The following is a 25,880-nucleotide window of genomic DNA, read 5'->3' on the forward strand; positions in this document are numbered from 1 at the left end:
AAGCATTCATCTATGCACATCCACATTCTTGGCATCTGCGGCACCTTCATGGGCGGTCTCGCCGTACTCGCACGCGAGGCGGGCCACACGGTGACGGGTTGCGACGCGGGCGTCTATCCGCCGATGAGCACGCAGCTCGAGGCACAGGGCATCGCGCTGACCGAGGGCTACGGCGCCGAGCAGATCGACCTGAAACCGGACCTGTTCGTGATCGGCAACGTCGTCACGCGCGGCAATCCGCTGATGGAGGCGATCCTCGATCGCGGCCTGCCTTACGTGTCCGGCCCGCAGTGGCTCGGCGAGCACGTGCTCGCCGGCAAATGGGTGCTCGCGGTCGCGGGCACGCACGGCAAGACGACCACGTCGTCGATGCTCGCGTGGCTGCTGGAAGACGCGGGGCTGAACCCGGGCTTCCTGATCGGCGGTGTGCCGCTGAACTTCGGCGTGTCCGCGCGGCTCACCGATTCGAGCTTCTTCGTGATCGAGGCCGACGAGTACGACACGGCGTTCTTCGACAAGCGCTCGAAATTCGTGCACTACCGGCCGCGCACCGCGGTGCTGAACAACCTCGAATTCGATCACGCCGACATCTTCCCCGATCTCGCCGCGATCGAGACGCAATTCCATCATCTCGTGCGCACCGTGCCCGGCGTCGGGCGAATCGTCGCGAACGGTCGTTCGGACGCGCTCGAGCGCGTGCTGGCGCGCGGCTGCTGGAGTGAGGTCGAGCGCTTCGGCGTCGACGGCGGCTGGCAGGCGCTGCCGGCGGAGGACGGCGTGCCGGTCGACGAACGCTTCGCGGTGTATTCGCACGCCGAGCGCGTCGGCGAAGTCGCGTGGCAGGTGCAGGGCGACCACAACCGGATGAACGCGCTCGCGGCGATCGCCGCCGCGCGCCACGTCGGCGTGCCGCCCGCGCAGGCCGCCGAATCGCTCGCGTCGTTCCGCAACGTGAAGCGCCGCATGGAAGTGCGCGGCAGCGTCGACGGCGTGATCGTCTACGACGATTTCGCGCACCATCCGACCGCGATCGACACTACGATCGCCGGCCTTCGTGCGCGCATCGGCCGGGAGAATACCCGCATCCTCGCGGTACTCGAGCCGCGCTCGAACACGATGAAGCTCGGCGTGATGAAGTCGCAATTGCCGGCGAGCCTCGCCGATGCCGATCTCGTGTTCGGCTACGGCGCGCCGACCGGGCGCGATGCGCTCGGCTGGAATCTCGCCGAGGCGCTCGCGCCGCTCGGCGAGCGCGCGCGCGCATTCGACGATCTGCATCTGCTGGTGAAGGCGGTGGTCGAGGCCGCGCGTCCGGGCGACCACGTGCTCGTGATGAGCAACGGCGGCTTCGGCGGCGTGCACCAGAAGCTGCTCGACGCGCTCGGGAGCCGCACGTGATCCTGTATCTGCACGGTTTCCGGTCGTCGCCGGAATCGCAGAAATCGCGGCTGCTCGCCGCGCGCATGGCCGAACTCGGCCGCACCGGCGAGTGGCGGTGCCCGTCGCTGTCGGTGTCGCCGCTCGAGGCGATCGCGGTCGCCGAGGCCGAGGTCGCGGGCGCGGCCGACGTCACCGTCATCGGCAGCTCGCTCGGCGGCTATTACGCGACGTGGCTCGCCGAAAAGCACGGCTGGAAGGCGGTGCTGCTGAATCCGGCCATCGTCCCGCAGCGCGACCTCGAACAGTATCTCGGCGAACAGCCGCTGTGGCACGGAGGCGGCACGATCGTCGTCGAGCGCCGCCACCTGCACGAACTCGACGCGCTGCGCGTGCCGGCGATCACGCGCGCCGACCGCTACTATCTGTTCGCGGCGACCGGCGACGAAGTGCTCGATTATCGCGAGATGCTCGCCCATTACCCGGGCGCGAAAACCCGCGTGATCGACGGCAGCGATCACGGAATCAGCGAATTTGCCGACTATGTCGACGACGTTCTCGCGTTTTGCGACGGAAAGACGTCATAAACCGGCCGCGTGCCGAACGAATTCCCATCATCATGCGGCGCCGTCGACACGGCGCCCGGCAGTCTGAACGAGAGTACTGAGTGAACGTTTTCTTCGAGGAATCGGGCAGTTTCAAGGCGGGCAGCGTGCTGTCGCGCCAGGGCGACGCGTTTCAGGTCGAGTTGCCCGGCGGGCGGCGCGCGAAGGTGCGTGCGAAAGACGTGCTGATCGAATTCGACAAGCCGGCCGCGGGCGAGCTGATGCAGGAGGCCGACACGGCCGCGCAGCAGATCGACCTGGACTTCCTGTGGGAATGCGCGCCGGCCGACGAGTTCGCGTACACGGCGCTCGCCGCCGAGTACTTCGGCGCGACGTACGGCCCGGTCGAGCGCGCGGCGCTCGTGCTGCGGCTGCACGGCTCGCCCGTCTATTTCCGCCGCAAGGGGCGCGGCCAGTACCAGCGCGCGCCGGAAGAGCAGCTCAAGATGGCGCTCGCGTCGCTCGAGCGCAAGCGCCAGCAGGCGCTCGTGCAGGCGCAGTACGAAGAGGAACTGAAGGCCGGCAAGCTGCCGGAAGCGTTCGCGGGCAAGGTGCTCGGGCTGCTGACGCGGCCGGACAAGAATTCGATCGAATACAAGGCGATGGAAGCGGCGGCCGGCGCGCGCGGCGTGTCGCCGGCGCGGCTGATGCTCGACTGCGGCGGCATCGAGTCGCCGCGCGCGCTGCACGAAGCGCGCTTTCTCGCGGAATTCTTCCCGCACGGCACGGGCTTTCCGCCCGTCACGGTCGGCCCGCTGCCGGACGACCTGCCGCGCGCGAACGTCGAGGCGTTCTCGATCGACGACATCACGACCACCGAAATCGACGACGCATTTTCGGTCGAGCACCTGTCCGACGGACGCGTGCGGATCGGCGTGCACATCGCGGCGCCGGCGCTCGGCATCGTGCGCGGCGATCCGGTCGATGCGATCGCGCGCGCGCGCCTGTCGACCGTCTACATGCCGGGCGACAAGATCACGATGCTGCCGGACGACGTCGTCGACGTGTTCACGCTGAAGGAGGGCGATTACCGCCCGGCGCTGTCGCTGTACATCATCGTCAACCGCGAGACGCAGGACATCGTCGCGAACGAGACGCGCGCCGAGCTCGTCTTCGTGAAGAACAACCTGCGCCACAACACGCTCGACGAACTCGTCACCGAAGAGACGCTCGCGGCCGGCACCGGCGACTATCCGCACAAGGACGACATCGCCGTGCTGTGGCCGCTCGCGCAGGCGCTGTTCGAGAAGCGCCAGGTCGCGCGCGCGGGCTACGGCCTGAAGCGCGAGGTGCAGCGCAACACCGACTACAACTTCTACGTCGAAGGCGAGCACGTGACGATCACGCCGCGCCGCCGCGGCTCGCCGCTCGACCTGATCGTCTCGGAGCTCGCGATTCTCGCGAACTCGACGTGGGGCGCGTTCCTGCACGATCACACGGTGCCGGGCATCTATCGTTCGCAGCGCGGCTTCGGCGCGCCGGGCCCGAAGCGCACGCGGATGCAGACGACGGCCGCGCCGCACGAAGGCCTCGGCGTCGCGCAATACGCGTGGAGCACGTCGCCGCTGCGCCGCTACGTCGACCTCGTGAACCAGTGGCAACTGCTCGCGTGCGTGCAGCACGGCGTCACCGCGAAGCTCGCGGCGCCGTTCAAGCCGAAGGACGCCGACCTGTACGCGGTCGTGCAGGGTTTCGACGATACGTATACGGCCTACGCCGACTACCAGCGCCGGATGGAGTACTTCTGGTGCCTGCGCTGGCTCGCGCAGGAGCAGAAGAAGCAGGTCGTCGCGAGCGTCGTGAAGGGCGATCTCGTGCGCCTCGAGGACATTCCGCTGCTGCTGCACGTGCCGGGGCTCGGCGTGCATGCGCGCGGCACGCGCGTGCTGCTCGACGTGATGTCGCTCGACGAGCTGACGATCGAGGCGTCGGTGCGCCTCTTGAACGTGCTCGACGCGCCGACCGTGACGAGCGGCGACGCGGCCGACGAAGAGGATGACGCCGAAGGCGGCGACGAGACGCTGGTCGACGCGGAGGACGCGTCGGCGCAAGCCGAGGCCGAAGCGCTGGCCGAATCGGGCGACGATGCGGCGGCGGAGGGCGGCGAAGCCGCGAGCGGCAACGACGGCGAAGCGGGGCGCGCATCATGAACGCAGTTGCGTCGTCGAGCGGCGTCGACCGCTATGTCGTGTTCGGCAACCCGGTGGCGCACAGCAAGTCGCCGTTCATCCACGCGCAATTCGCCGCGCAGACCGGCGAGCCGATCGAGTACACGCACCGGCTCGCGCCGGTGGACGGTTTCGAGGCCGCCGTGCGCGCGTTCGTCGCCGAAGGCGGTCGCGGCGCGAACGTGACGGTGCCGTTCAAGCTCGACGCGCATGCGCTCGCCGACACGCTGTCGCCGCGCGCGGCGGCGGCGGGCGCCGTGAACACGCTGCGCATCGACGCCGACGGCCGTCTTCACGGCGACAACACCGACGGCGTCGGCCTCGTGCGCGACATCGAAGCGAATCTCGGCGTGTCGCTTGCGGGCGCGCGCATCCTGCTGCTCGGCGCGGGCGGCGCCGCGCGCGGTGTCGTGCTGCCGCTGCTCGACCGCGCGCCGCTGTCGATCGCGATCGTGAACCGCACCGCGAGCAAGGCCGAAGCGCTCGTCGGCCAGTTCATGCAGGCCGCGCACGATGCGGGTTGCACGCTCGCGGGCGGCGGCCCCGGCGTCGTGCGGGCCGAACCGTACGACGTGGTGATCAATGCGACGGCCGGCAGCCTCGACGCCGCGCTGCCGGAATGCGACGCTGCCGCGTTCGGCGCCGGCACGCTCGCGTACGACATGATGTACGGCGCGCAGCCGACCGTGTTCATGCAGCACGCGGCGTCGCTCGGCGCACGCACGGCCGACGGGCTCGGGATGCTGGTCGAGCAAGCGGCCGAATCGTTCTTCATCTGGCGCGGCGTGCGGCCGGACGGCGCACCGGTGCTGGCCGCGCTGCGCCAGGCGCTCGCGGCGAGCTGAGCGGAGCGCGGCACGTGGTGGCGGTGAGCGGCACGCAGCGCACGCGGACGACGAGCCTCGCTCGCTGGATCGTCTATGCGGGATCGGTGTTCGCGGGCGCATGGCTCGCGACGCAACTGTTCTATCTCGCGCAGATCGCGCTGTGGTCGTTCGTGAACCCGGGCTCGACCGCATTCATGCGCACTGACGCGTGGTGGCTGTCGCGCGACACGCCGCCCGCGCAGATCCGGCACCAGTGGGTGCCGTACGACCAGATCTCGCGCAACCTGAAGCGTGCGCTGATCGCGTCCGAAGATGCGACCTTCGCGACCAACAACGGCTACGACGTCGACGCGATCCTGCAGGCATGGGAGAAGAACAAGGCGCGCGGCAGGATCGTCGCGGGCGGCTCGACGATCACGCAGCAGCTCGCGCGCAACCTGTTCCTGTCGCGCGAGAAGAGCTACATCCGCAAGGGGCAGGAGCTGATCATCACGTGGATGCTCGAGACGGTGCTCGACAAGGAGCGCATCTTCGAGATCTACCTGAATTCGGTCGAGTGGGGGCGCGGCGTGTACGGCGCCGAAGCGGCCGCACGCTATTACTACAAGATTCCCGCGAGCCGGCTCGGCGCGTGGCAGTCGGCGCGCCTCGCGGTGATGCTGCCGAAGCCGCGCTGGTTCGATGCGCATCGCGGCTCGGCCTACCAGGCGCAGCGGGCGGCGATCATCGCGCGCCGGATGGGCGCGGCCGAGCTGCCGCAATCCGAATGAGCGGCGCATTCGCGCCGCTGCATTGTCCGTTTCGCCGTCGACGCGCGATTGGTGCGCTGCAGCGGATTCGTGTCGCCGTCATTTCGGGCCACATCCTTTAGACGAATCCGTCTATTTCGGTTTGCTGAGCAATGACGGCGACCGCACGATTTTGTTGGCCGGCAGCGCGTGAAATCGATGCTTTTTTAGTCTTTGCGAGTAAACGCGAAAGTCGATGAAAGCGACGCGAAATGCAACGTTTCGCGAATCGAAGCATTCCTGAAAGGTGTGCGCCGCACCGCCCGCGCGCCAAATATTTCAAAATTTTTCAAAGCTGACGGGCTCGCGTATATTGGCCAGCGCCTCGGCTTATCGGCCGCAATCGAGGCGGGGGGCGGCTTATCCGGCTGCTCGACACGAAAAACATCCGAGAGAAGGAACGCAACGATGCCAGCGAGCAAAGCGAAGCTGTTGTTGGGGGTGGTGTGTTCTTCGCTGATTCTGACGGCCTGCAACGACGACGTGACGTCGTCCGCTGCTGCAAGCGCCGCCAATTCGGCCGATCCCGCCGGTCAGGTCGACCGCGCGTACAACGATCCCAACAGTTATTCGTCGAGCGCGAACGCGTCGCTCGACGCGTCCGCCGCGGTCGAAAAGGCCGCCGTCACGCACCACCAGATCACGCTGAACGGCAAGACGATCCGCTACACGGCCACCGCCGGCCACCTCGTCGCACGCAATCCGCAGACGGGCGCGCCCGAAGCGTCGTTCTTCTATGTCGCCTACACGGCCGATAACCAGCCCGCGGCGAAGCGGCCCGTCACGTTCCTGTACAACGGCGGCCCAGGCTCGGCCTCGGTGTGGCTGCACCTCGGTTCGTTCGGCCCGCGCCGGATCCAGACCGGCGACCCGAACGCGAACACGTCGACGTTCCCGTTCGTCGACAACCAGGAAACGCTGCTCGACACGACCGACCTCGTGTTCGTCGATGCGATCGGCACCGGCTTCTCGGAAGCGGTCGCGCCGAACACGAACCAGACGTTCTGGGGCGTCGATCAGGATGCCGGCGCGTTCCGCGATTTCGTGACGCGCTATCTGAGCGTGAACCAGCGCAACGATTCGCCGAAATACCTGTTCGGCGAATCGTACGGCACGCCGCGCACCGACGTGCTCGCGAACCTGCTCGAGACCGCCGGCGTGAAGCTCGACGGCATCGTGCTGCAATCGTCGATCCTGAACTACAACACGAACTGCGACATGGCGAGCGACTATGTCGGCAATTCGAACAATGGCGCGAGCCCGGTGAGCTGCGCCGGCTTCGTGCCGTCGTACGGTACGGTCGGCGCGTATTACCAGCTCGACAACCCCAACCCGTCGAACCTGCCGCAGTATGCGGACCAGATGCGCCTGCTGACGGCCGGCAGCTACGCGCCTGCCGTGAACGCGTATCTGGCGAGCCATACGCCGCCGCCGCCGAATCTCGTCACGACGATGGCGAATTCGACCGGCGTGAAGCGGGCGCTGTGGGAGGCGGACTTCAACGTGGTTCCGACCTTCTTCGACAACAGCTTCCAGCTGTCGCTGGTCCCGGGCACGCTGATCGGCCGCTACGACGCACGCGTGAACGTGCCCGTGTCGAGCCCGCTCGCGGCTGACGGCGATCCGTCCAGCTCGTTCATCACGAAGCCGTTCACCGACACGATCGGCAGCTACCTGCCGAACGAGCTGAAGTACACCGCGCAGTCGGCCTACTCGGTGAGCAGCAATGCGATCAACACGTGGGACTGGACGCACGACGGCCTGGCGATGCCCGACACGATCCCCGATCTGGCCGCGGCGCTGACGCTGAATCCGCAACTGAAGGTGCTGTCGCTGAACGGGTATCACGACATCGCGACGCCGTTCTACCAGACCGAGCTCGACCTCGCGCGGCTCGGGACGCAACCTAACCTGACGATCAAGGACTATCAGGGCGGGCACATGGTTTATCTCGACGATACGTCGCGTCCGCAGGAGAAAGCCGATCTCGTGACCTTCTACAGCGCGGCCGCGCACTGATTGCGCTACGCCGGCGACAAGCGCCCCCGCGGCGCCGCTCGCCGGCCGTCGACCTCATCCAGACTGGAGCCTGACATGAAGAATCGTTTCATCGTCGTTGCCGCCGCGCTCGCATGCGTCGGCGCCGCAGCATCCCTGTCCGCGTTCGCGCAGGCGAGCGACGCCGCCGCGCCGGCGCGTGCGCGCCAGGCGCAGCTCGGCGATCCGTACGTGCCGCCGGCCGCCCGTCACCCGACCGCCGGCACGCAAACGACCGGCGCCGCGCTGCATGCGCAGGTGGTGCGCAAGCTCGCGCGGCAATTCAGCGCGGCCGATACGCAGAACACGGGTTCGATCACCGAGTCGCAGGCGCGCGCGGCCGGCCTCGGCTATGTCGCGAACCACTTCCGGCAGATCGACGCGGGCGGCAACGGTCGCGTGTCGTTCGCCGACGTGCAGCGCTACATGCAGGCGCGCGACACGAGCCAGCAGTAAGCGCGCGACGCGTCGAACAAACGGGGGCGGAGCCTGCGGCGCAGCGGGTTTTCCGCCCCCGTGCGCATGGCGCGGCCGCCGCGTCGAGCCCGCGGCCGATTTCGTCGCCATTCTCATTATCTGGACAACGCATTCAAATATTGGAGACGAGTGCGTGCGCTCCTACAATCCGAAGCACATCGACAGCTTCGGACCCACGCATCGCGCGGCGCCCGTCGCACACGGAGACACCTTCCATGAAGTTCGCCGGGCGCTTTACTCGGTGCATCGACCGCCGCCACGCCGCAGCACCGGACGCAATTCCGGCGCCGCGCGTGCGGCTTCACCGATTCCGTTGAAGAAGCCCCGCCCCATGACCAAGATGCCAGATTCCCTTGCCCTCGACGCCCGGCGCGCGATGCCGGTCAATGCGTCGCTGACCGACAGCATCGGCGCGACCAGCACGCCGCTCGACCTCGCCGCGCAGCAGGCCGGCACGCAGACGCTGCTGCGCGGCCTCGCGATCCTCGAGGCGATCGCCAACGGCGCGCGCGACATGCGCGCGATCGGCGCCGCGCTCGGCACGACGCGCAGCACGACGCACCGGCTCGTCAGCAGCCTCGTGCAGGCGCGCTATCTGCGCCAGGTGCAGGGCGGCTACCTGCTCGGCCCGAAGCTGATCGAGCTCGGCACGATCGCGCTCGAGCAGATGCCGCTCACCGCGGTGGCGCGTCCGCATCTGGAAGCGCTCGCGGAAGCGACGCTCGACACGATCCATCTCGGCGTGCGCGACGGCGACGACGTCTTGTACATCGACAAGATTCCCGGCACGCGCGGCCTCGAAATGCGCTCGCGCGTCGGCCACCGGATGCCGCTCGCGTCGACCGGCATCGGCAAGGCGATGATGCTCGACCTCGATCCGGACCTGTGGCGCTCGCTGTTCGAAGCCGCGCGGCGCGCGCTGGCCGGCGTCAATTTCAAGCCCGACAACCGGCCCGAGACGAGCGCGTTCCTGCAGCGCATGGCCCATTACGCGGCCGGCGGCTATACGTTCGATCTCGAGGAAAACGAGGCGTCGATTCGCTGCGTGGCCGCGCCGATCCGCGATGCGTCGGGCGCGATCGTCGCGGCGGTGTCGGTCGCGAGCACGATTCCGTACATGCCGCACGACCGCATGGACGAACTGATTCCGCTCGTGCAGCGCGAAGCGCGAGCCATTTCCGCGGAACTGGGCTGGAGCCCGCCGCAGGGTACCCGCAGGATCAAACGATGACGACTTCGACCCGGCCCGTTCCGGATGCCAGTTCCGCCTCCCCGTCGCTGATCGCGCTCGACTGGGGGACCACGTCGCTGCGCGCGTATCTGTTCGACGCGCACGGCGTGCCGATCGACACGCGCAGCCGGGCGGCAGGCGTGATGCACGTGCCGGGCGGCGGCGCGCGTGCGTTCGACGCGGTGTTCGAGGAAGCGTGCGGCGACTGGCTCGACCGTGCGCCCGGCCTGCCGGTGCTCGCCGCCGGCATGGTCGGCAGCGCGCAGGGCTGGCGCGAGGCGCCGTACGTCGCGGCGCCGGCCGGCGCGGACGCGCTCGTCGCGGGCCTCATCACGGTGACGACGGCGCGCGGCGCGACGGTCTCGATCGTGCCGGGCGTGATCGCGACGGGCGAATTGCCCGACGTGATGCGCGGCGAAGAAACGCAGATCGTCGGCGCACTCGCGAGCGACCCGACGCTTGGCGCCGATCGTTCAGGGGTCCTGATCGGCTTGCCGGGCACGCATGCGAAATGGGCATGGGTGAAGGACGGGCTGATCGAGCGCTTCCAGACCTTCATGACCGGCGAGCTGTTCGCGGTGCTGCGCGATCACACGATCCTCGGCCGCACGATGCGAATGGGCGCGTCGCCCGACCGCGACGCGTTCGTGCGCGGCGTGTCGGTCGCACGCGGCGCGCAACACACGGGGCTGCTCGCGACGATTTTCAGCACGCGCACGCTGGGGCTGACCGACCGGCTCGCGCCCGATGCGCAGGGCGACTACCTGTCCGGCCTGCTGATCGGCCACGAGCTGAATGCGCTCGATGCGATGCTCGCGGAGCGCGGCATCGCGCTCGCGGACCAGCCGTTGCTGCTGATCGGCGACGACGGCTTGTGCTCGCGCTACGTCGATGCGCTTCAGGTATTCGGCCATGCGCATGCGCGTGTCGCCGCGCATGCGACCGAGCTCGGCCTGTGGCGGATCGCGTCGCGCGCCGGGCTCGTGCGCGCGGACGGCGAACCCGTCTGCGCCGATCACTGAACACCGAACTGCTTGCAGAGGAATCCTCGATGCCGTCCGACCTGACATTGCCCGCGCCGTACACGCCCCACGCCGCATTGATGCGCGCGTTCGACGCGTGTCCGCTGATCGCGATCATGCGCGGCATCACGCCCGCCGAAGCGGCCGATCACGGCCGCGCGCTCTACGACGCCGGCTTCCGGATCGTCGAGGTGCCGCTCAACTCGCCGGACCCGTTCGACAGCATCGCGGCGCTGCGGCGCGCGTTGCCGGACGACGCGATCGTCGGCGCGGGCACCGTGCTGCGCGCCGAGTACGTCGACCGCGTGCAGGACGCGGGCGGCGCGCTGATCGTGATGCCGCACAGCGACGCAGCCGTGATCCGCCGCGCACGCGAGCTCGGGCTGGCGAGCGCGCCGGGCGTCGCGACGCCGACCGAAGCGTTTGCGGCGCTGACGAACGGCGCCGACGTGCTGAAGATGTTCCCGGCCGAGCAACTCGGCGTGACGGTCGTGAAGGCATGGCGCGCGGTGATCGACCGCGCGGTGCCGCTGATTCCGGTCGGCGGGATCGCGCCGGACAACATGCGCCCGTTCCTCGACGCCGGCGCGAACGGCTTCGGGCTCGGTTCGGCGCTGTACCGCCCCGGCCAGTCCGCCGACACGACCGCGGCGAATGCGCGTGCGTTCCAGGCCGGCTTGCGCGTCGCGCGCGGCGGAGCCGCATGATGGGCCGCCTCGCGGGCAAGGTCGCGATGGTGACGGGCGCGGGCCGCGGCATCGGCGCCGCGATCGCGCGCGCGTTCGTGCGCGAAGGCGCGGCCGTCGCGCTCGTCGATCTCGACTTCCCGCAGGCGCAGCATACGGCCGCCGCGATTGCACGCGAATGCGACGGCGCGCGCGTGCTGCCGCTGCAGGCGGACGTCGCGCGGCAGCAGGCGGTGCGCGATGCGCTCGCGCAGACCGAAGCGGCGTTCGGCCCGCTCGACGTGCTCGTGAACAACGCGGGCATCAACGTGTTCGCCGATCCGCTGACGATGACCGACGACGACTGGCGGCGCTGCTTCGCGGTCGATCTCGACGGCGTGTGGCATGGCTGCCGCGCGGCGCTGGAGGGCATGGTCGAGCGCGGGCGCGGCAGCATCGTGAACATCGCGTCGACGCATGCATTCAGGATCATCCCGGGCTGCTTTCCGTACCCGGTCGCGAAGCACGGCGTGCTGGGGCTCACGCGGGCGCTCGGCATCGAATACGCGGCGCGCAACGTGCGCGTGAACGCGATCGCGCCGGGCTACATCGAGACGCAGCTGACGCGCGACTGGTGGGACGCGCAGCCCGATCCGGCCGCGGCGCGTGCCGAGACGCTCGCGCTGCAGCCGATGAAGCGGATCGGCCGCCCGGAGGAGGTCGCGATGACGGCCGTGTTTCTGGCGTCCGACGAGGCGCCGTTCATCAATGCCGCGTGCATCACCGTCGATGGCGGGCGCGCGGCGCTGTATCACGACTGACGCAACGATTCGAAAGACCGCACGTGCGACGGCCGCGCGCACGCTGCGTCGAGACCAACAAGCGGCTGCATCCTGTTCGATGAAAACAAGGAGACACTGGAGATGAAACGCAGAACGTTCGTAACGCTGGCCGCCGCGGCCGCGGTGGTGATGGGCAGCCCGGTCGCGCACGCGGCCGACCCGGTCAAGATCGGCTTCCTGGTGAAGCAGCCGGAAGAGCCGTGGTTCCAGGACGAATGGAAATTCGCCGAGATCGCCGCGAAGCAGAAGGGCTTCACGCTCGTGAAGATCGGCGCGCCGTCCGGCGAGAAGGTGATGAGCGCGATCGACAACCTGTCCGCGCAGAAGGCTCAGGGCTTCATCATCTGCACGCCCGACGTGAAGCTCGGGCCGGGCATCGTCGCGAAGGCGAAGTCGCACAACCTGAAGATGATGACGGTCGACGACCGCCTCGTCGACGGCGCGGGCAAGCCGATCGAGGCGGTGCCGCACATGGGGATCTCCGCGTACAACATCGGCAAGCAGGTCGGCGACGGCATCGCGGCCGAGATCAAGAAGCGCGGCTGGGACATGAAGGACGTCGGCGCGATCGACATCACCTACGAGCAGTTGCCGACCGCGCACGACCGCACGAGCGGCGCGACCGACGCGCTGGTCGCCGCCGGCTTCCCGAAGGCGAACGTGATCGCGGCGCCGCAGGCGAAGACCGACACGGAAAACGCGTTCAACGCGGCGAACATCGCGCTCACGAAGAACCCGCAGTTCAAGCACTGGGTCGCCTACGGCCTGAACGACGAGGCCGTGCTCGGCGCGGTGCGCGCGGCCGAAGGGCGCGGCTTCAAGGCCGACAACATGATCGGCATCGGCATCGGCGGTTCCGATTCGGCGTTGAACGAGTTCAAGAAGCCGCAGCCGACGGGCTTCTACGGCACCGTGATCATCAGCCCGAAGCGCCACGGCGAGGAAACCTCGGACCTGATGTACGCGTGGATCACGCAGGGCAAGGCGCCGCCGCCGCTGACGCTGACGACGGGCATGCTCGCGACGCGCGACAACGTGGCGAAGGTGCGCGAGGAGATGGGGCTCGCGTCGAAGTAAGCGGCCCGCCGGCTGCCGCGGCGACGCGGCGGCCGGCGGTCGATCGATCTGGAAGTGGGGAGACGACGTGTCAGCGGCACTGCGTTTTGACAATATCGGCAAGGTATTTCCCGGCGTGCGCGCACTCGACGGCATTTCGTTCGACGTGCATGCGGGCGAGGTGCATGGCCTGATGGGCGAGAACGGCGCGGGCAAGTCGACGCTGTTGAAGATTCTCGGCGGCGAATACCAGCCCGATGCGGGCAGCGTGCTGGTCGACGGCCAGCCCGTGCAGTTCGCGAGTGCGGCCGCGTCGATCGCGGCCGGCATCGCGGTGATTCACCAGGAATTGCAGTACGTGCCCGACCTGACGGTCGCGGAAAACCTGTTGCTCGGCCGCCTGCCGAACGCGTTCGGCTGGGTGAGAAAGCGCGAGGCGAAGCGTTACGTGCGCGAGCGGCTCGCCGAGATGGGCGTCGATCTCGATCCGGATGCGCGGCTCGGGCGGCTGTCGATCGCGCAGCGGCAGATGGTCGAGATCTGCAAGGCGCTGATGCGCAACGCGCGCGTGATCGCGCTCGACGAACCGACGAGCTCGCTGTCGCATCGCGAGACCGAGGTGCTGTTCAAACTGGTCGACGATCTGCGTGCGCAAGGCCGCGCGCTGATCTACATCTCGCACCGGATGGACGAGATCTACCGGCTGTGCGATGCGTGCACGATCTTTCGCGACGGGCGCAAGATCGCGTCGCACGAATCGCTGGCCGACGTGCCGCGCGAGCGGCTGGTTGCCGAGATGGTCGGGCGCGAGATTTCGGACATCTACCATTACGCGCCGCGCGCGCTCGGCGACGTGCGGTTTTCCGCCGAAGGCGTCGACGGCCCGGCGCTGCGCGAACCGGCGAGCTTCTCGGTGCGCGCGGGCGAGATCGTCGGTTTCTTCGGGCTCGTCGGCGCGGGTCGCAGCGAGCTGATGCGGCTCGTGTACGGCGCGGACCGCCGGCGCGCGGGCGTGCTGACGCTCGACGGCGCGCGCATCGACGTGAAGCGCACCGGCGACGCGATTCGGCACGGCATCGTGCTGTGCCCCGAGGACCGCAAGGAAGAAGGGATCATCGCGATCGCGTCGGTCGCGGAGAACATCAACATCAGCTGCCGTCGCCATTCGCTGCGCGCGGGGCTCTTCATCAACGGCAAGACCGAAAGCGAGACGGCCGACCGCTTCATCCAGCGGCTGAAGATCAAGACGCCGAACCGGCGCCAGAAGATCCGCTTCCTGTCGGGCGGCAACCAGCAGAAGGCGATCCTGTCGCGCTGGCTCGCGGAGCCCGACCTGAAGGTCGTGATCCTCGACGAGCCGACGCGCGGGATCGACGTCGGCGCGAAGCACGAGATCTACGACGTGATCTACCGGCTCGCGGAGCGCGGCTGCGCGATCGTGATGGTGTCGTCGGAACTGCCGGAAGTGCTCGGCGTGTCCGACCGCGTCGTCGTGATGCGCGAAGGCCGCATCGCCGGCGAGCTGCCGCGCGCGCAGGCGAACGAGCACGCGGTGCTGAACCTGGCGCTGCCGCAGACGAGCGCGGTCCAGGCCGCCTGACGCGGCATACGACATTCGAATCGAACACGCGCGGCGCGGGTCGCGCGATGCAGGAGCAGGAGACACACCATGCAAGTCAACGAAAACCTTGCCAGCGCTGCCGCGAAGCCGTCGGCCGACGCGCTGGTGCCACAGCAGAGCGACCGCCAGAAGTGGTGGCAGCATCTGACCGAATACAGCCTGATCGCGATCTTCGCGGTGATGTTCATCACGATGTCGCTGACCGTCGATCACTTCTTCTCGATCGACAACATGCTCGGCCTCGCGCTGTCGATCTCGCAGATCGGCATGGTCGCGTGCACGATGATGTTCTGTCTCGCGTCGCGCGACTTCGACCTGTCGATCGGCTCGACCGTCGCGTTCTCCGGCGTGCTGTGCGCGATGGTGCTGAACGCGACCGACAACACGTTCGTCGCGATCGTCGCGGCGGTCGCCGCCGGCGCGACGATCGGCTTCGTGAACGGCGCGGTGATCGCGTACCTGCGCATCAACGCGCTGATCACGACGCTCGCGACGATGGAGATCGTGCGCGGGCTCGGCTTCATCGTGTCGAAGGGGCAGGCGGTCGGCGTGTCGTCGGACACGTTCATCGCGCTCGGCGGGATGTCGATGTTCGGCGTGTCGCTGCCGATCTGGGTCACGCTGCTGTGCTTCATCGGCTTCGGCGTGCTGCTGAACCAGACCGTCTACGGCCGCAACACGCTCGCGATCGGCGGCAATCCGGAAGCGTCGCGGCTCGCGGGGATCAACGTCGAACGCACGCGCGTGTACATCTTCCTGATCCAGGGCGCGGTGACGGCGCTCGCGGGCGTGATTCTCGCGTCGCGCATCACGTCGGGTCAGCCGAACGCCGCGCAGGGTTTCGAGCTGAACGTGATCTCCGCGTGCGTGCTCGGCGGCGTGTCGCTGATGGGCGGTCGCGCGACGATCTCGGGCGTCGTGATCGGCGTGCTGATCATGGGTACCGTCGAGAACGTGATGAACCTGCTGAACATCGACGCGTTCTACCAGTACCTCGTGCGCGGCGCGATCCTGCTCGCGGCCGTGCTGCTCGACCAGCTCAAGAACCGCGGCGTACGCGACTGACCGACCTGTTCCCACGGAGACGATCCGCATGACCATCGACAATTCCACGCCCGATCCGCACGCCGCGAGCGACGCGCGCTTCGCGCGCTACCCGAGCCTCGAGGATCGCGCCGTGCTGATCACGGGCGGCGCGACCGGCATCGGCGCGTCGTTCGTCGAGCACTTCGCCGAACAGGGCGCGCGCGTCGCGTTCGTCGATCTCGACGCGGCGGCCGGCGCCGCGCTCGCCGAGCGTCTCACGCATGCGCGACATGCGCCGCTGTTCCTGTCGTGCGACCTGACCGACATCGACGCGCTGCGCCGGGCGATCGACGCGATCCGCGCGCGCATCGGCGCGATCGCGGTGCTCGTGAACAACGCGGCGAACGACGTGCGCCATGCGATCGGCGACGTGACGCCCGCGTCGTTCGACGCGGGCATCGCGGTAAACCTGCGTCACCAGTTCTTCGCCGCGCAGGCGGTGATCGACGACATGAAGCGGCAGGGCGGCGGCGCGATCATCAATCTCGGCTCGATCAGCTGGATGCTGAAGAACGGCGGCTATCCCGTCTACGTGATGGCGAAGGCGGCCGTGCAGGGCCTGACGCGCGGCCTCGCGCGCGATCTCGGCCCGTTCGGCATCCGCGTGAATTCGCTGGTGCCCGGCTGGGTGCTGACCGACAAGCAGCGCCGGCTGTGGCTCGACGACGCGGGCCGCGCGGCGATCAAGGCCGGCCAGTGCATCGATGCCGAACTGCTGCCGGCCGATCTCGCGCGGATGGCGCTGTTTCTCGCGGCCGACGACAGCCGGATGATCACCGCGCAGGACGTGATCGTCGACGGCGGCTGGGCCTGATCGTTCGCACGACCTGCATCGTTTCTTCGACGAAGGAAAGGAGCTCACCATGACCGCCACGTCCTCGCGTGCATCGTCGTCCACCAGCCAGTCGCGCCGCGCGCGCCTGGCCGCCGCCGCCCAGCCGGTCAGCCCCGGCCCGCAGACGGCCGCGTTCGCGCAGGGCGTCGGCGCCGCGCATGCGGCGGCCGTCACGCTGTCGAACGCGTCGCTGCGGCTCGACGTGCTGCCGCACCTCGGCGGCGGCATCGCGCGCTTCGACTGGCGCGGCGACAACGGCGTGCTGATGCCGGTGTTCCGCCGGTGCGAGCACCCGGAGACGGCGAAGGACCCGAACGAGCTCGCGTGCTATCCGCTGCTGCCGTATTCGAACCGGATCGGCGACGGGCGCTTCGAATGCGACGGGCGCAAGGTCGCGGTGCCGCGCAACCGCCGCGACGAGCCGCTGCCGATTCACGGCGACGGCTGGCTCGCGCCGTGGCAGGTGGACGATGCGACGGACACGTCGCTGCAACTGTCGCTCGACCGTGCCGCCGGCGCGCCGTATGCGTTCCGCGCGATCCAGTCGTTCGAACTCGACGACGCGACGCTGTCGATCGCGCTGACGATCGAGAACGCGGGGCGCGCGCGGCTGCCGTTCGGGCTCGGCGTGCATCCGTTCCTCGTGCGCGATGCGGTGACCGAGCTGGCCGCGGCGGCGGGCGGCCTGTGGCTGTCGGGCGCCGATTTCCTGCCGGTGCGGCACGTCAGCGTGCCGCCGGCCTGGCAGTTCGGCGTCGCGTATCCGCTGCCGGCCACGCTCGTCAATCACGCGTTTACCGGCTGGGGCGGCCACGCGACGGTGAGCTGGCCGCGCCGCCGGCTGTCGCTGACCGTCTCGGCCGACGCCGACGCGTACGTGCTCTATACGCCGCCGGGCGAGGATTTCTTCTGCTTCGAGCCGGTCGATCATCCGATCAATGCGGTGAACCTGCCGGGCGGCGCGACCGCGCACGGGATGACGCTGCTCGCGCCCGGCGAGCGGCTCACGCGGCGCTTCGCGTTCACCGTCGAGCGCGCCGATGCGCGCGGCAACGCCGCGGCACGCGAGGGCCGCCCGCGACGCGGGTAAAATACGCGGTCTACCAACGGTTTGCCGCGAGTACCCGCCATGTCTTCCCCGCTTACTTTCATCGAATCGCTGCGCGCCGCGTGGCAGCGCACGAATTCGCTGCTGTGCGTCGGCCTCGATCCCGAGCCGTCGCGTTTTCCCGTGCAGTTCGACGGCCAGCCCGACGCGATCTTCGAGTTCTGCCGGCAGATCGTCGACGCGACCGCGCAGTACGCGAGCGCGTTCAAGCCGCAGATCGCGTACTTCGCCGCGCATCGCGCGGAAGACCAGCTCGAGCGCCTGATCGCGCACATCCATCTCCAGCATCCGGGCCTGCCCGTGATCCTCGACGCGAAGCGCGGCGACATCGGCAGCACCGCCGAGCAGTACGCGCGCGAAGCGTTCGAGCGCTATCGCGCGGACGCCGTCACGGTGAACCCGTACATGGGCTACGACTCGGTCGAGCCGTACTTCGAGCACGAAGGCAAGGGCGTGATCGTGCTGTGCCGCACGTCGAACCCGGGCGGCTCGGACCTGCAGTTCCTCGACACGAACGGGGCCGGCCAGCCGGCCCGGCCGCTGTACCAGGTCGTCGCCGACCTCGCGGCGAACAAGTGGAATGCGAAGAGCGGCCAGCTCGGCCTCGTGGTCGGCGCGACGTTCCCGAACGAAATCGAGATCGTGCGCGGGATCGTCGGCGACATGCCGCTGCTGATCCCCGGCATCGGCGCGCAGGGCGGCGACGTGCAGGCGACCGTCAACGCGGGGCGCACGGCCGACGGCACCGGGATGATGATCAACTCGTCGCGCGCGATCCTGTATGCGAGCAAGGGCGAGGATTTCGCCCAAGCCGCGGCGCTCGCCGCGCAGAAGACGCGCGACGCGATCAACGCGCATCGCTGACCGCGTCGCGCGACGCCGTATCGCACCACACCGCCCGGCCGGCCCGCCGGGCGGTTCGCCGGCCCCGCACCCGCGGGCCCGCACCGCACCTCCCGCTCCTCCTCCGCGTTCCCCGATCGTCCCTGGCGCACACCGACAACTTCCCGTCGCTTCCGCACTGCATGTCGCTAATTTATTCGCGCGATGCTGCCTGTTGTCATCGATCCGTCACGAAAACGTCAAGAAAAGGAGCGACGCCATGCCCAAGCTGTCCCGCCGTCTTCTGAGCGCGTTCGCCGCGTCGCTGTGCATGACGTTCGCCCATGCGGCGGATCTGTCGCACTGGCCGGCCGACAGCGCGAAGGCGCTGAACGCGATGATCGCCGCGCACGCGAACCGCGGCGACTACGCGGTGTTCGACGCCGACAACACGACCTACCGCTACGACCTCGAGGAATCGCTGCTGCCGTATCTCGAGAACCGCGGCGTGCTGACGCGCGATTCGCTCGACCCGTCGCTGAAGCTGATCCCGTTCAAGGATGCCGCCGACTACAAGGAATCGCTGACGAGCTACTACTACCGGCTGTGCGAGATCGACGACCTGGTCTGCTATCCGTGGATCGCGCAGGCGTTCGCCGGGCAGTCGCTCGCCGATCTGAAGCGCCACGTCGACGCGATGCTCGCCGACGGCAAGCCGATCCCGATCCGCTACTGGCACGGCGACAAGGTCGTCGACGGCACGGTGAACCCGCCGCGCTTCTTCCGCGGGATGCAGGAGCTGTACAACGCGCTGCGCGAGAACGGCATCGACGTCTACGTGATGACGGCCGCACACGAGGAGCTCGCGCGGCTCGTGCTGTCCGATCCGAAGTACGGCTACAACGTGAAGCCGCAGAACGTGATCGGCGTGACGACGCTGCTGCGCGACCCGGCGACCGGCGCGCTGACGACGTCGCGGCTGCAGATCAAGGCCGGCAAGTACGACGAGGCCGCGAACCGCCACCTCGTGATCACGCCGTTCCTGATGAACCCGATGACGTGGTACGAAGGCAAGCTCGGTTCGATCGTCGGCTGGATCGACCAGTGGAAGAAGCCGGTGCTCGTCGCGGGCGACACGCCGACGTCCGACGGTTACATGCTGCTGAACGCGACCGACGTCGCGCGCGGCGGCGTGCGCGTGTGGGTGAACAAGAAAGACAAGCAGATGGCGCAGATCCGCGCGTGGTCGGACGAATCGGCCGCGAAGCAGAAGTCGCTCGGCCTGCCGGTGACGGCGGACAAGAACTGGATCGTCGTGAAGCCCGACGCGATTCAATAAGCGCGCGGCACGCCGCCCCGCCCGGTCAGCGTTCGCGTTCGTCGAGCAGCTTCAGCAGCCCGCGCAGCGCATGCGCGGCCGCCTGCGTGCGGATCTGTTCGCGGTCGCCCTTGAACACGAGCGTTTCGACGTCGGTATGCAGCCGGTTGCTCCAGCCGAACGACACGGTGCCGACCGGCTTCTTCTCGCTGCCGCCGGCCGGACCCGCGATGCCGGTGACGGACAGCGCGACCTGCGCGCGGCTGTTGCGCAGCGCGCCTTCGGCCATCGCACGCGCGACGGGCTCGCTGACGGCGCCGTGCTTGTCGATCAGGTCGGCCGGCACGCCGATCATCTCGATCTTGGCCTGGTTCGAGTACGTGACGAAGCCGCGCTCGAACCACTGGCTGCTGCCGGAGATGTCGGTGATCGCGGTGGCGATCATGCCGCCGGTGCAGGATTCGGCGGTGGCGAGCGTGAGGTGCTCGTCACGCAGCTTGTTGCCTGCGCGGATCGCAAGCTGGTGAACGACGGAATCGGTTGGCATGCGCGTCGGGAAACGGGAGTCGGGAAATCGGTCAGCCGGCGACGGAGCGCCACAGGGCGATCACGAGCAGCGTCATGAACGCGGCCACCAGGTCGTCGACCATGATGCCGAGCCCGCCTTGCAGGCGGCGCTCGACGTAGCGGATCGGCGGCGGCTTGAGCATGTCGAAGAAGCGGAACGCGACGAACGCCCACAGCTGGCCGACGAAGGTCGCGGGCGTGACGAACAGCATCACGAGCCAGATCGCGACGATCTCGTCCCAGACGACGGCGCCCGGATCGGCGATCCCGGCCTTCTTCGCGGTGAAACCGGTGACCCACGTGCCCGCCACGAAGCCGACGGCGATCAGCGCCCACCATTCGGGCACCGTCAGGTAGCGGTTGAGCACGACGAACGTGAGCCAGCCGAACAGCGAGCCGAACGTGCCGGGCATGATCGGCGCGAGCCCGCTGCCGAAGCCGAGCGACACGAGATGCGCCGGGTGCGACAGCATGAAGCGGGCCGTCACGCGTGTCGGCGCGGGCTGCGCGGCGCCGGGCTCGGCCGCGGCGCGCGTGGGCGTCGGATCAGTCTGCATGGAAGTGGTCGAAGCCGTGCAACGTGAGAGCGAGGGGCGCGCCGGCGGCGTCGCGCCACGCGATGGCGGGTTGCGCCGACGGCGCGGACAACGCGCGTATTGTACCGATTCGCGTGACCGGCACGCCGGCCGCGGCGCCCGCCGCCGCGACCGCCGCGCGGGCCGCGACCGGCGCCGTGAAGCACAGTTCGTAGTCGTCGCCGCCGGCCAGCGTGCAGCGGCGCTGCACGTCGATCGGCAGCGTGGCGAGCGCGGTCGAGCGCGGCACCGCGTCGGCGTCGATCTCGGCGCGCACGTTCGAGCGCGTCAGGATGTGCTGGAGATCGCCGGCGAGGCCGTCCGACAGGTCGAGCGCCGCGTGCGCGACGCCCGCGAGCGCGCGGCCGAGCGCGATGCGCGGTTCGGGCCGCTCGAGCGCGCGCCGGAACGCGGCGGCTTCATCGGCGCCGGCCGCCCATTCGCCGCGGGCGACGCCGAGGCCCGCGCGCGCATCGCCGAGCGTGCCGGACACCCACACGTCGTCGCCGTCGCGCGCGGCATCGCGCCGCAGCGCCGCGTCGGGCGCGACTTCGCCGAACACGGTCACGCACAGGTTCAGCGGCCCGCTCGTCGTGTCGCCGCCGATCAGCTCGCAGCCGTATCGCTCGGCCAGCGCGAAGAGGCCGTCGCTGAACGCCTCGAGCCACGCCGCGTCGGCCCGCGGCAGCGCGCACGCGAGCGTGAATGCGCGCGGCTCGGCGCCCATCGCCGCGAGGTCCGACAGGTTGACCGCGAGCGTCTTGTGGCCGAGCGCGTCGGGCGCGACATCGGGGAAGAAGTGGCGGCCTTCCACCAGCATGTCCGTCGAAATGGCCAGCAATTTCCCGGATCGGGGCGCAATCAGTGCGCAATCGTCGCCGATGCCGAGCGTCGACGCACGGGCGCCCCGTGCGGCGCGGCGCGTGAAGAAGCGTTCGATCAGCGAAAACTCGGAAAGGGCGGCTGGCACGGCGGGTGGTCCGAAACGGTTGAAGGAACGGCATTGTACGAGGCGAGCGGCGGCGCTCCTGCACCATCCAGTACATTTTGGTCGCGGCTGTTGCACCCGAATCGCCGGTCTGGCGGCCGATGATTGGCGCTACAATGCCGTCGAACAGTTATTCTAATCCGCACGTCACGAGACACATGTCCACCCAAGCCTCCTCCAAAGCCAAGCTCCGCGAAGCCGCGCTCGACTATCACGAATTTCCGACCCCCGGCAAAATCGCGATCGCTCCGACCAAGCAGATGATCAACCAGCGCGACCTCGCGCTCGCGTATTCGCCGGGCGTGGCGTACGCGTGCGAGGAGATCGTCGAGAACCCGCTGAACGCGGCGCGTTTCACCGCGCGCAGCAACCTGGTCGGCGTCGTGACGAACGGCACGGCGGTGCTCGGTCTCGGCAACATCGGCCCGCTCGCGTCGAAGCCGGTGATGGAAGGCAAGGCGGTGCTGTTCAAGAAGTTCGCGGGCATCGACGTGTTCGACATCGAGCTGAACGAATCGGACCCGCACAAGCTCGTCGACGTGATCGCCGCGCTGGAACCGACCTTCGGCGGGATCAACCTCGAAGACATCAAGGCGCCGGACTGCTTCATCGTCGAGCGCGAAGCGCGCAAGCGGATGAAGATCCCGGTGTTCCACGACGACCAGCACGGCACCGCGATCGTCGTGGCCGCGGCCGTCACGAACGGCCTGAAGGTCGTCAACAAGGACATCAAGAAGGTCAAGCTCGTCGCGTCCGGCGCGGGCGCGGCCGCGCTCGCGTGTCTGGACCTGCTGGTCGACATCGGCCTGCCGCTCGAGAACATCACGGTGACCGACCTGGCCGGCGTGGTCTACAAGGGTCGCACCGAGCTGATGGATCCGGACAAGGAGCGTTTCGCGCGCGAAACCGACGCCCGCACGCTCGCCGAAGTGATCGACGGCGCGGACATCTTCCTCGGCCTGTCGGCCGCGGGCGTGCTGAAGCAGGAGATGGTGAAGGGCATGGCCGAGCGCCCGCTGATCCTCGCGCTCGCGAACCCGACGCCGGAAATCCTGCCGGAACTCGCGCTCGAAGTGCGCCCCGACGCGGTGCTGGCCACCGGCCGCACCGATTACCCGAACCAGGTCAACAACGTCCTGTGCTTCCCGTTCATCTTCCGCGGCGCGCTCGACGTCGGCGCGACGACGATCACGCGCGAAATGGAGATCGCGGCCGTCAATGCGATCGCCGAACTTGCGCAGCACGAGCAGAGCGACATCGTCGCGACCGCGTACGGCATCCAGGATCTGTCGTTCGGGCCCGAATACCTGATTCCGAAGCCGTTCGATCCGCGCCTGATCGTGAAGATCGCGCCGGCCGTCGCGCAGGCCGCGATGGACGGTGGCGTCGCGACGCGCCCGATCGAGGACATGGACGCGTACAAGCAGCATCTGCAGCAGTTCGTGTATCACAGCGGCACGACGATGAAGCCGATCTTCCAGATCGCGCGTGCCGCGCCGGAAGAGAAGAAGCGCGTCGTGTTCGCGGAAGGCGAAGAAGAGCGCGTGTTGCGCGCCGTTCAGATCATCGTCGACGAAAAACTCGCGAAGCCGATCCTGATCGGCCGCCCGTCGGTGATCGAGCACCGGATCCAGCGCTACGGCCTGCGCCTCACGCCCGGCACCGATTTCACGGTCGTCAACACCGAGCACGACGAGCGCTACCGCGACTTCTGGCAGACGTATCACAAGATGATGGCACGCAAGGGCATCAGCGAGCAGCTCGCGCGCGTCGAAATGCGCCGCCGCACGACGCTGATCGGCTCGATGCTGGTGAAGAAGGGCGAAGCGGACGGGATGATCTGCGGCACGATCAGCACCACGCACCGCCACCTGCACTTCATCGACCAGGTGATCGGCAAGCGCCCTGGATGCAGCGTGTACGCGGCGATGAACGGCCTCGTGCTGCCGGGCCGCCAGATTTTCCTCGTCGATACGCACGTGAACGTCGATCCGACCCCGGAGCAACTGGCCGAGATCACGATCATGGCCGCGGAAGAAGTGCGCCGCTTCGGCATCGAGCCGAAGGTCGCGCTGCTGTCGCACTCGAATTTCGGCACGAGCAATGCGCCTTCGGCGAAGAAGATGCGCGATACGCTCGCGATCCTGCAGGAAACCGCGCCGGAGCTGAAGGTCGACGGCGAGATGCACGGCGACGTCGCGCTCGACGCGGCGCTGCGCAAGGAGATCCTGCCGGAATCGACGCTGGAAGGCGACGCGAACCTGCTGATCCTGCCGAACATCGACGCCGCGAACATCGCGTACAACCTGCTGAAGACGGCCGCCGGCAACAACATCGCGATCGGGCCGATCCTGTTGGGCGCCGCGGAGCCGGTGCACGTGCTGACCGAATCGGCGACCGTTCGCCGCATCGTCAACATGGCGGCGCTGCTGGTCGCCGACGTCAACGCCGCGCGCTGAGCCGAAACGAACACGCGGCGCCGGTCGAACCGGTGCCGCGCGTCGGGCGAAATTGTAAACAAAGGCAAAAAGAGGCGTGCCCGCAATGGGCACGCCGCGGGCAGGGCGCAACCGCGCTTCCCATAAAGCAACAGCAGCATCTTTCCACTCCGGGCAGCGAGCGTGGCAAGGAGGCAGGGTCTTGCCATACGAAAGATGCCGACCGTATTTTATCTCATGTAAGTTAAATGTAGTTCAAATTCGGTAAGAAATGCGGCATTACGGCTGTCGCGCGGCTTTCGATTCCCAAACGGACATTGATTCGCGCGGCCAATAACGCTACGCTAACGCCTTTGTTGGTCGTCAACTACTTGATTTAACAGCGGGAACCCTGGTTCATGGCACGCAAGTGGCTCCGCAACGGCGCGCTCGCGTCCGTCTTCGCGATGTTCGCGATGGGTATCGTCGGCACGCCGACGGGCAGTCTGGTTTCCGCCGCTTACGCACGGGAGGCCGTTCCGGCCGACGTGGCCGCGAGCGGGCTCGATACGATCCCGGCCGCCAGTCTTCCGCGCGAGGCCGTGACCACGCTGGGCCTGATCAGCGCCGGCGGCCCCTATCCGTACGAGAAAGACGGCGTCGTGTTCGGCAATCGCGAGCGGATCCTGCCGAAGGCGAAGCGCGGCTACTACCATGAGTACACGGTGCCGACGCCGCGTGCGCGCAATCGCGGCGCGCGCCGGATCGTCTGTGGCGGGCCGTTGCGCCGGATCGACAACTGTTATTACACGGGCGACCACTACAACAGTTTTAAACGTATTGTTGAATGACTTCGGGACGAATGGCATGAGCGACTCCATCTACGCGCACGATACGGCGGCGGCGGAACTGTTCGCGGCCGGCGACGGCAATCTGTTTCAGCGAGTGATTCAGTTGCACGCGGCGGCGCAGGCCGGCGGCACGCCGGAGCAACAGGAAGCCGAGCCCGGGCTTTCATCGAACGAGGAGCCTATGAGCCTTTTCACGACCGTGCGACCCAATCTCGTGCAGTCGATCCGCGCGTTCCGCGTGCAGGATCTCGCCGACGAAGCCGGTCGGCTCGGCCAGCATTTCCTGTATGCGTATTGCGGCGCCGCGCAGTCGAAGCAGGAAGTGATGGAAACGATCGCGACGTCGTTCCTGTTCCCGAAGCATTTCGGGAAGAACTACGACGCGCTGTACGACTGCCTGACCGACCTCGTCGCGAAGGCCGGCGCGCAGCCCGGTTTCGTGATCGTCCTCGAAGGGCTGCCGATCGCGCAGAAATTTGACAAGGAAGGGCGCGAGACGCTGCTCGACGTGTTCCGCGAGGCCGCCGAGTTCTGGGCCGAGCGCAAGGTCGCGTTCCGGGTGTTTTACTCGTTCGCGTAAGCGCCTCGCCCGGCGGC

The 25,880-nt window shown here is 68.3% G+C and carries 24 protein-coding genes; 21 read left to right on the forward strand and 3 right to left on the reverse strand.

Features of this window, described 5'->3' with window-relative positions; all coding sequences use genetic code 11:
* The first annotated feature begins 12 nt into the window (after positions 1 to 12).
* The 18 genes from mpl to WS54_RS15895 all read left to right on the forward strand — a co-directional run bounded on the left by mpl (position 13) and on the right by WS54_RS15895 (position 19,906).
* Positions 13 to 1,398 (forward strand): UDP-N-acetylmuramate:L-alanyl-gamma-D-glutamyl-meso-diaminopimelate ligase, encoded by a 1,386-nt coding sequence (mpl, locus tag WS54_RS15805; RefSeq protein WP_059779127.1) that lies wholly within the window; start codon positions 13 to 15, stop codon positions 1,396 to 1,398.
* Entirely contained in the window at positions 1,395 to 1,964 is a 570-nt protein-coding gene (locus WS54_RS15810; RefSeq protein ID WP_034206362.1) for a YqiA/YcfP family alpha/beta fold hydrolase, read from the forward strand. Before mpl ends, WS54_RS15810 begins: the two co-directional genes overlap by 4 nt.
* A gap of 80 nt (positions 1,965 to 2,044) precedes the next feature.
* Positions 2,045 to 4,132, forward strand: coding sequence for a ribonuclease catalytic domain-containing protein (locus tag WS54_RS15815; RefSeq protein WP_059779129.1), 2,088 nt, complete (start codon positions 2,045 to 2,047; stop codon positions 4,130 to 4,132).
* Positions 4,129 to 4,995: a shikimate dehydrogenase gene (aroE, locus tag WS54_RS15820; protein WP_059779131.1), complete on the forward strand. Its 867-nt coding sequence runs from the start codon at positions 4,129 to 4,131 to the stop codon at positions 4,993 to 4,995. Before WS54_RS15815 ends, aroE begins: the two co-directional genes overlap by 4 nt.
* A 14-nt stretch (positions 4,996 to 5,009) precedes the next feature.
* Positions 5,010 to 5,747: a monofunctional biosynthetic peptidoglycan transglycosylase gene (mtgA, locus tag WS54_RS15825; protein WP_034206365.1), complete on the forward strand. Its 738-nt coding sequence runs from the start codon at positions 5,010 to 5,012 to the stop codon at positions 5,745 to 5,747.
* Between the two features lie 426 nt (positions 5,748 to 6,173).
* Positions 6,174 to 7,784, forward strand: a complete 1,611-nt coding sequence (locus WS54_RS15830; RefSeq protein ID WP_034206366.1) for a S10 family peptidase — start codon at positions 6,174 to 6,176, stop codon at positions 7,782 to 7,784.
* 75 nt (positions 7,785 to 7,859) lie between these two features.
* Positions 7,860 to 8,258: an EF-hand domain-containing protein gene (locus WS54_RS15835; RefSeq protein ID WP_034206367.1), complete on the forward strand. Its 399-nt coding sequence runs from the start codon at positions 7,860 to 7,862 to the stop codon at positions 8,256 to 8,258.
* Between the two features lie 352 nt (positions 8,259 to 8,610).
* Entirely contained in the window at positions 8,611 to 9,510 is a 900-nt protein-coding gene (locus WS54_RS15845; protein ID WP_034206368.1) for an IclR family transcriptional regulator, read from the forward strand.
* Positions 9,507 to 10,532: a 2-dehydro-3-deoxygalactonokinase gene (locus tag WS54_RS15850; RefSeq protein WP_059779134.1), complete on the forward strand. Its 1,026-nt coding sequence runs from the start codon at positions 9,507 to 9,509 to the stop codon at positions 10,530 to 10,532. The genes WS54_RS15845 and WS54_RS15850 overlap by 4 nt, the downstream gene beginning before the upstream one ends.
* Before the next feature lie 29 nt (positions 10,533 to 10,561).
* A complete protein-coding gene (locus WS54_RS15855; RefSeq protein WP_059779136.1) occupies positions 10,562 to 11,239 on the forward strand; it encodes a 2-dehydro-3-deoxy-6-phosphogalactonate aldolase in 678 nt (225 codons plus the stop codon).
* Complete coding sequence (locus WS54_RS15860; protein WP_034206371.1) at positions 11,239 to 12,018, forward strand: SDR family oxidoreductase; 780 nt, start codon at positions 11,239 to 11,241, stop codon at positions 12,016 to 12,018. Before WS54_RS15855 ends, WS54_RS15860 begins: the two co-directional genes overlap by 1 nt.
* Positions 12,019 to 12,120: 102 nt before the next feature.
* Positions 12,121 to 13,116, forward strand: coding sequence for an arabinose ABC transporter substrate-binding protein (locus WS54_RS15865; RefSeq protein ID WP_034206372.1), 996 nt, complete (start codon positions 12,121 to 12,123; stop codon positions 13,114 to 13,116).
* 67 nt (positions 13,117 to 13,183) lie between these two features.
* Positions 13,184 to 14,695, forward strand: a complete 1,512-nt coding sequence (gene araG / locus WS54_RS15870) for an L-arabinose ABC transporter ATP-binding protein AraG (RefSeq protein WP_059779137.1) — start codon at positions 13,184 to 13,186, stop codon at positions 14,693 to 14,695.
* 69 nt (positions 14,696 to 14,764) lie between these two features.
* A complete protein-coding gene (araH, locus tag WS54_RS15875) occupies positions 14,765 to 15,781 on the forward strand; it encodes an L-arabinose ABC transporter permease AraH (RefSeq protein ID WP_059779139.1) in 1,017 nt (338 codons plus the stop codon).
* Between the two features lie 28 nt (positions 15,782 to 15,809).
* On the forward strand, positions 15,810 to 16,616 hold the full coding sequence (locus WS54_RS15880; RefSeq protein ID WP_059779141.1) for an SDR family NAD(P)-dependent oxidoreductase: 807 nt from the start codon (positions 15,810 to 15,812) through the stop codon (positions 16,614 to 16,616).
* A 49-nt stretch (positions 16,617 to 16,665) separates the two neighbouring features.
* Positions 16,666 to 17,727, forward strand: coding sequence for an aldose 1-epimerase (locus WS54_RS15885; protein WP_059779143.1), 1,062 nt, complete (start codon positions 16,666 to 16,668; stop codon positions 17,725 to 17,727).
* A 39-nt stretch (positions 17,728 to 17,766) separates the two neighbouring features.
* Positions 17,767 to 18,609 carry an orotidine-5'-phosphate decarboxylase gene (gene pyrF, locus WS54_RS15890; protein ID WP_059779145.1) on the forward strand — a complete coding sequence of 281 codons (843 nt, stop codon included), beginning with the start codon at positions 17,767 to 17,769 and terminating at the stop codon, positions 18,607 to 18,609.
* A 238-nt stretch (positions 18,610 to 18,847) separates the two neighbouring features.
* A complete protein-coding gene (locus WS54_RS15895; RefSeq protein ID WP_059779766.1) occupies positions 18,848 to 19,906 on the forward strand; it encodes a hypothetical protein in 1,059 nt (352 codons plus the stop codon).
* A 25-nt stretch (positions 19,907 to 19,931) separates the two neighbouring features.
* Here the strand turns inward: WS54_RS15895 and WS54_RS15900 are convergent, their stop codons facing one another.
* Genes WS54_RS15900 through thiL form a run of 3 tightly spaced genes read right to left on the reverse strand, consistent with a single transcriptional unit; the run spans position 19,932 to position 21,997 of the window.
* Entirely contained in the window at positions 19,932 to 20,432 is a 501-nt protein-coding gene (locus WS54_RS15900; protein WP_034206379.1) for a CinA family protein, read from the reverse strand.
* Between the two features lie 31 nt (positions 20,433 to 20,463).
* A complete protein-coding gene (locus tag WS54_RS15905; RefSeq protein WP_034206380.1) occupies positions 20,464 to 21,009 on the reverse strand; it encodes a phosphatidylglycerophosphatase A family protein in 546 nt (181 codons plus the stop codon).
* Entirely contained in the window at positions 20,999 to 21,997 is a 999-nt protein-coding gene (gene thiL, locus WS54_RS15910) for a thiamine-phosphate kinase (protein ID WP_059779146.1), read from the reverse strand. Before thiL ends, WS54_RS15905 begins: the two co-directional genes overlap by 11 nt.
* A gap of 134 nt (positions 21,998 to 22,131) precedes the next feature.
* Between thiL and WS54_RS15920 the strand changes: the two genes are divergently transcribed.
* From WS54_RS15920 to WS54_RS15930, 3 genes are all read left to right on the forward strand, one after another.
* A complete protein-coding gene (locus tag WS54_RS15920; RefSeq protein WP_269467449.1) occupies positions 22,132 to 24,474 on the forward strand; it encodes an NADP-dependent malic enzyme in 2,343 nt (780 codons plus the stop codon).
* Between the two features lie 377 nt (positions 24,475 to 24,851).
* Positions 24,852 to 25,283 (forward strand): ribonuclease domain-containing protein, encoded by a 432-nt coding sequence (locus tag WS54_RS15925; protein ID WP_034206383.1) that lies wholly within the window; start codon positions 24,852 to 24,854, stop codon positions 25,281 to 25,283.
* A 16-nt stretch (positions 25,284 to 25,299) separates the two neighbouring features.
* On the forward strand, positions 25,300 to 25,863 hold the full coding sequence (locus WS54_RS15930; protein WP_006476945.1) for a barstar family protein: 564 nt from the start codon (positions 25,300 to 25,302) through the stop codon (positions 25,861 to 25,863).
* The last annotated feature ends 17 nt before the right edge of the window (positions 25,864 to 25,880 follow it).

Origin of the sequence: Burkholderia sp. NRF60-BP8, from assembly GCF_001522585.2 — a bacterium.
Taxonomy (GTDB): Bacteria; Pseudomonadota; Gammaproteobacteria; order Burkholderiales; family Burkholderiaceae; genus Burkholderia.

Excerpts from the sequence above, each read along its gene's own strand:
- mpl (WP_059779127.1), top strand. The coding sequence starts at position 13 with ATGCACATCCACATTCTTGGCATCTGCGGCACCTTCATGGGCGGTCTC.
- aroE (WP_059779131.1), top strand. The coding sequence starts at position 4,129 with ATGAACGCAGTTGCGTCGTCGAGCGGCGTCGACCGCTATGTCGTGTTC.
- WS54_RS15830 (WP_034206366.1), top strand. The coding sequence starts at position 6,174 with ATGCCAGCGAGCAAAGCGAAGCTGTTGTTGGGGGTGGTGTGTTCTTCG.
- WS54_RS15835 (WP_034206367.1), top strand. The coding sequence starts at position 7,860 with ATGAAGAATCGTTTCATCGTCGTTGCCGCCGCGCTCGCATGCGTCGGC.
- WS54_RS15845 (WP_034206368.1), top strand. The coding sequence starts at position 8,611 with ATGACCAAGATGCCAGATTCCCTTGCCCTCGACGCCCGGCGCGCGATG.
- WS54_RS15850 (WP_059779134.1), top strand. The coding sequence starts at position 9,507 with ATGACGACTTCGACCCGGCCCGTTCCGGATGCCAGTTCCGCCTCCCCG.
- WS54_RS15855 (WP_059779136.1), top strand. The coding sequence starts at position 10,562 with ATGCCGTCCGACCTGACATTGCCCGCGCCGTACACGCCCCACGCCGCA.
- WS54_RS15860 (WP_034206371.1), top strand. The coding sequence starts at position 11,239 with ATGGGCCGCCTCGCGGGCAAGGTCGCGATGGTGACGGGCGCGGGCCGC.
- WS54_RS15865 (WP_034206372.1), top strand. The coding sequence starts at position 12,121 with ATGAAACGCAGAACGTTCGTAACGCTGGCCGCCGCGGCCGCGGTGGTG.
- araH (WP_059779139.1), top strand. The coding sequence starts at position 14,765 with ATGCAAGTCAACGAAAACCTTGCCAGCGCTGCCGCGAAGCCGTCGGCC.
- WS54_RS15880 (WP_059779141.1), top strand. The coding sequence starts at position 15,810 with ATGACCATCGACAATTCCACGCCCGATCCGCACGCCGCGAGCGACGCG.
- WS54_RS15885 (WP_059779143.1), top strand. The coding sequence starts at position 16,666 with ATGACCGCCACGTCCTCGCGTGCATCGTCGTCCACCAGCCAGTCGCGC.
- pyrF (WP_059779145.1), top strand. The coding sequence starts at position 17,767 with ATGTCTTCCCCGCTTACTTTCATCGAATCGCTGCGCGCCGCGTGGCAG.
- WS54_RS15895 (WP_059779766.1), top strand. The coding sequence starts at position 18,848 with ATGCCCAAGCTGTCCCGCCGTCTTCTGAGCGCGTTCGCCGCGTCGCTG.
- WS54_RS15900 (WP_034206379.1), bottom strand. The coding sequence starts at position 20,432 with ATGCCAACCGATTCCGTCGTTCACCAGCTTGCGATCCGCGCAGGCAAC.
- WS54_RS15905 (WP_034206380.1), bottom strand. The coding sequence starts at position 21,009 with ATGCAGACTGATCCGACGCCCACGCGCGCCGCGGCCGAGCCCGGCGCC.
- WS54_RS15920 (WP_269467449.1), top strand. The coding sequence starts at position 22,132 with ATGCCGTCGAACAGTTATTCTAATCCGCACGTCACGAGACACATGTCC.
- WS54_RS15925 (WP_034206383.1), top strand. The coding sequence starts at position 24,852 with ATGGCACGCAAGTGGCTCCGCAACGGCGCGCTCGCGTCCGTCTTCGCG.
- WS54_RS15930 (WP_006476945.1), top strand. The coding sequence starts at position 25,300 with ATGAGCGACTCCATCTACGCGCACGATACGGCGGCGGCGGAACTGTTC.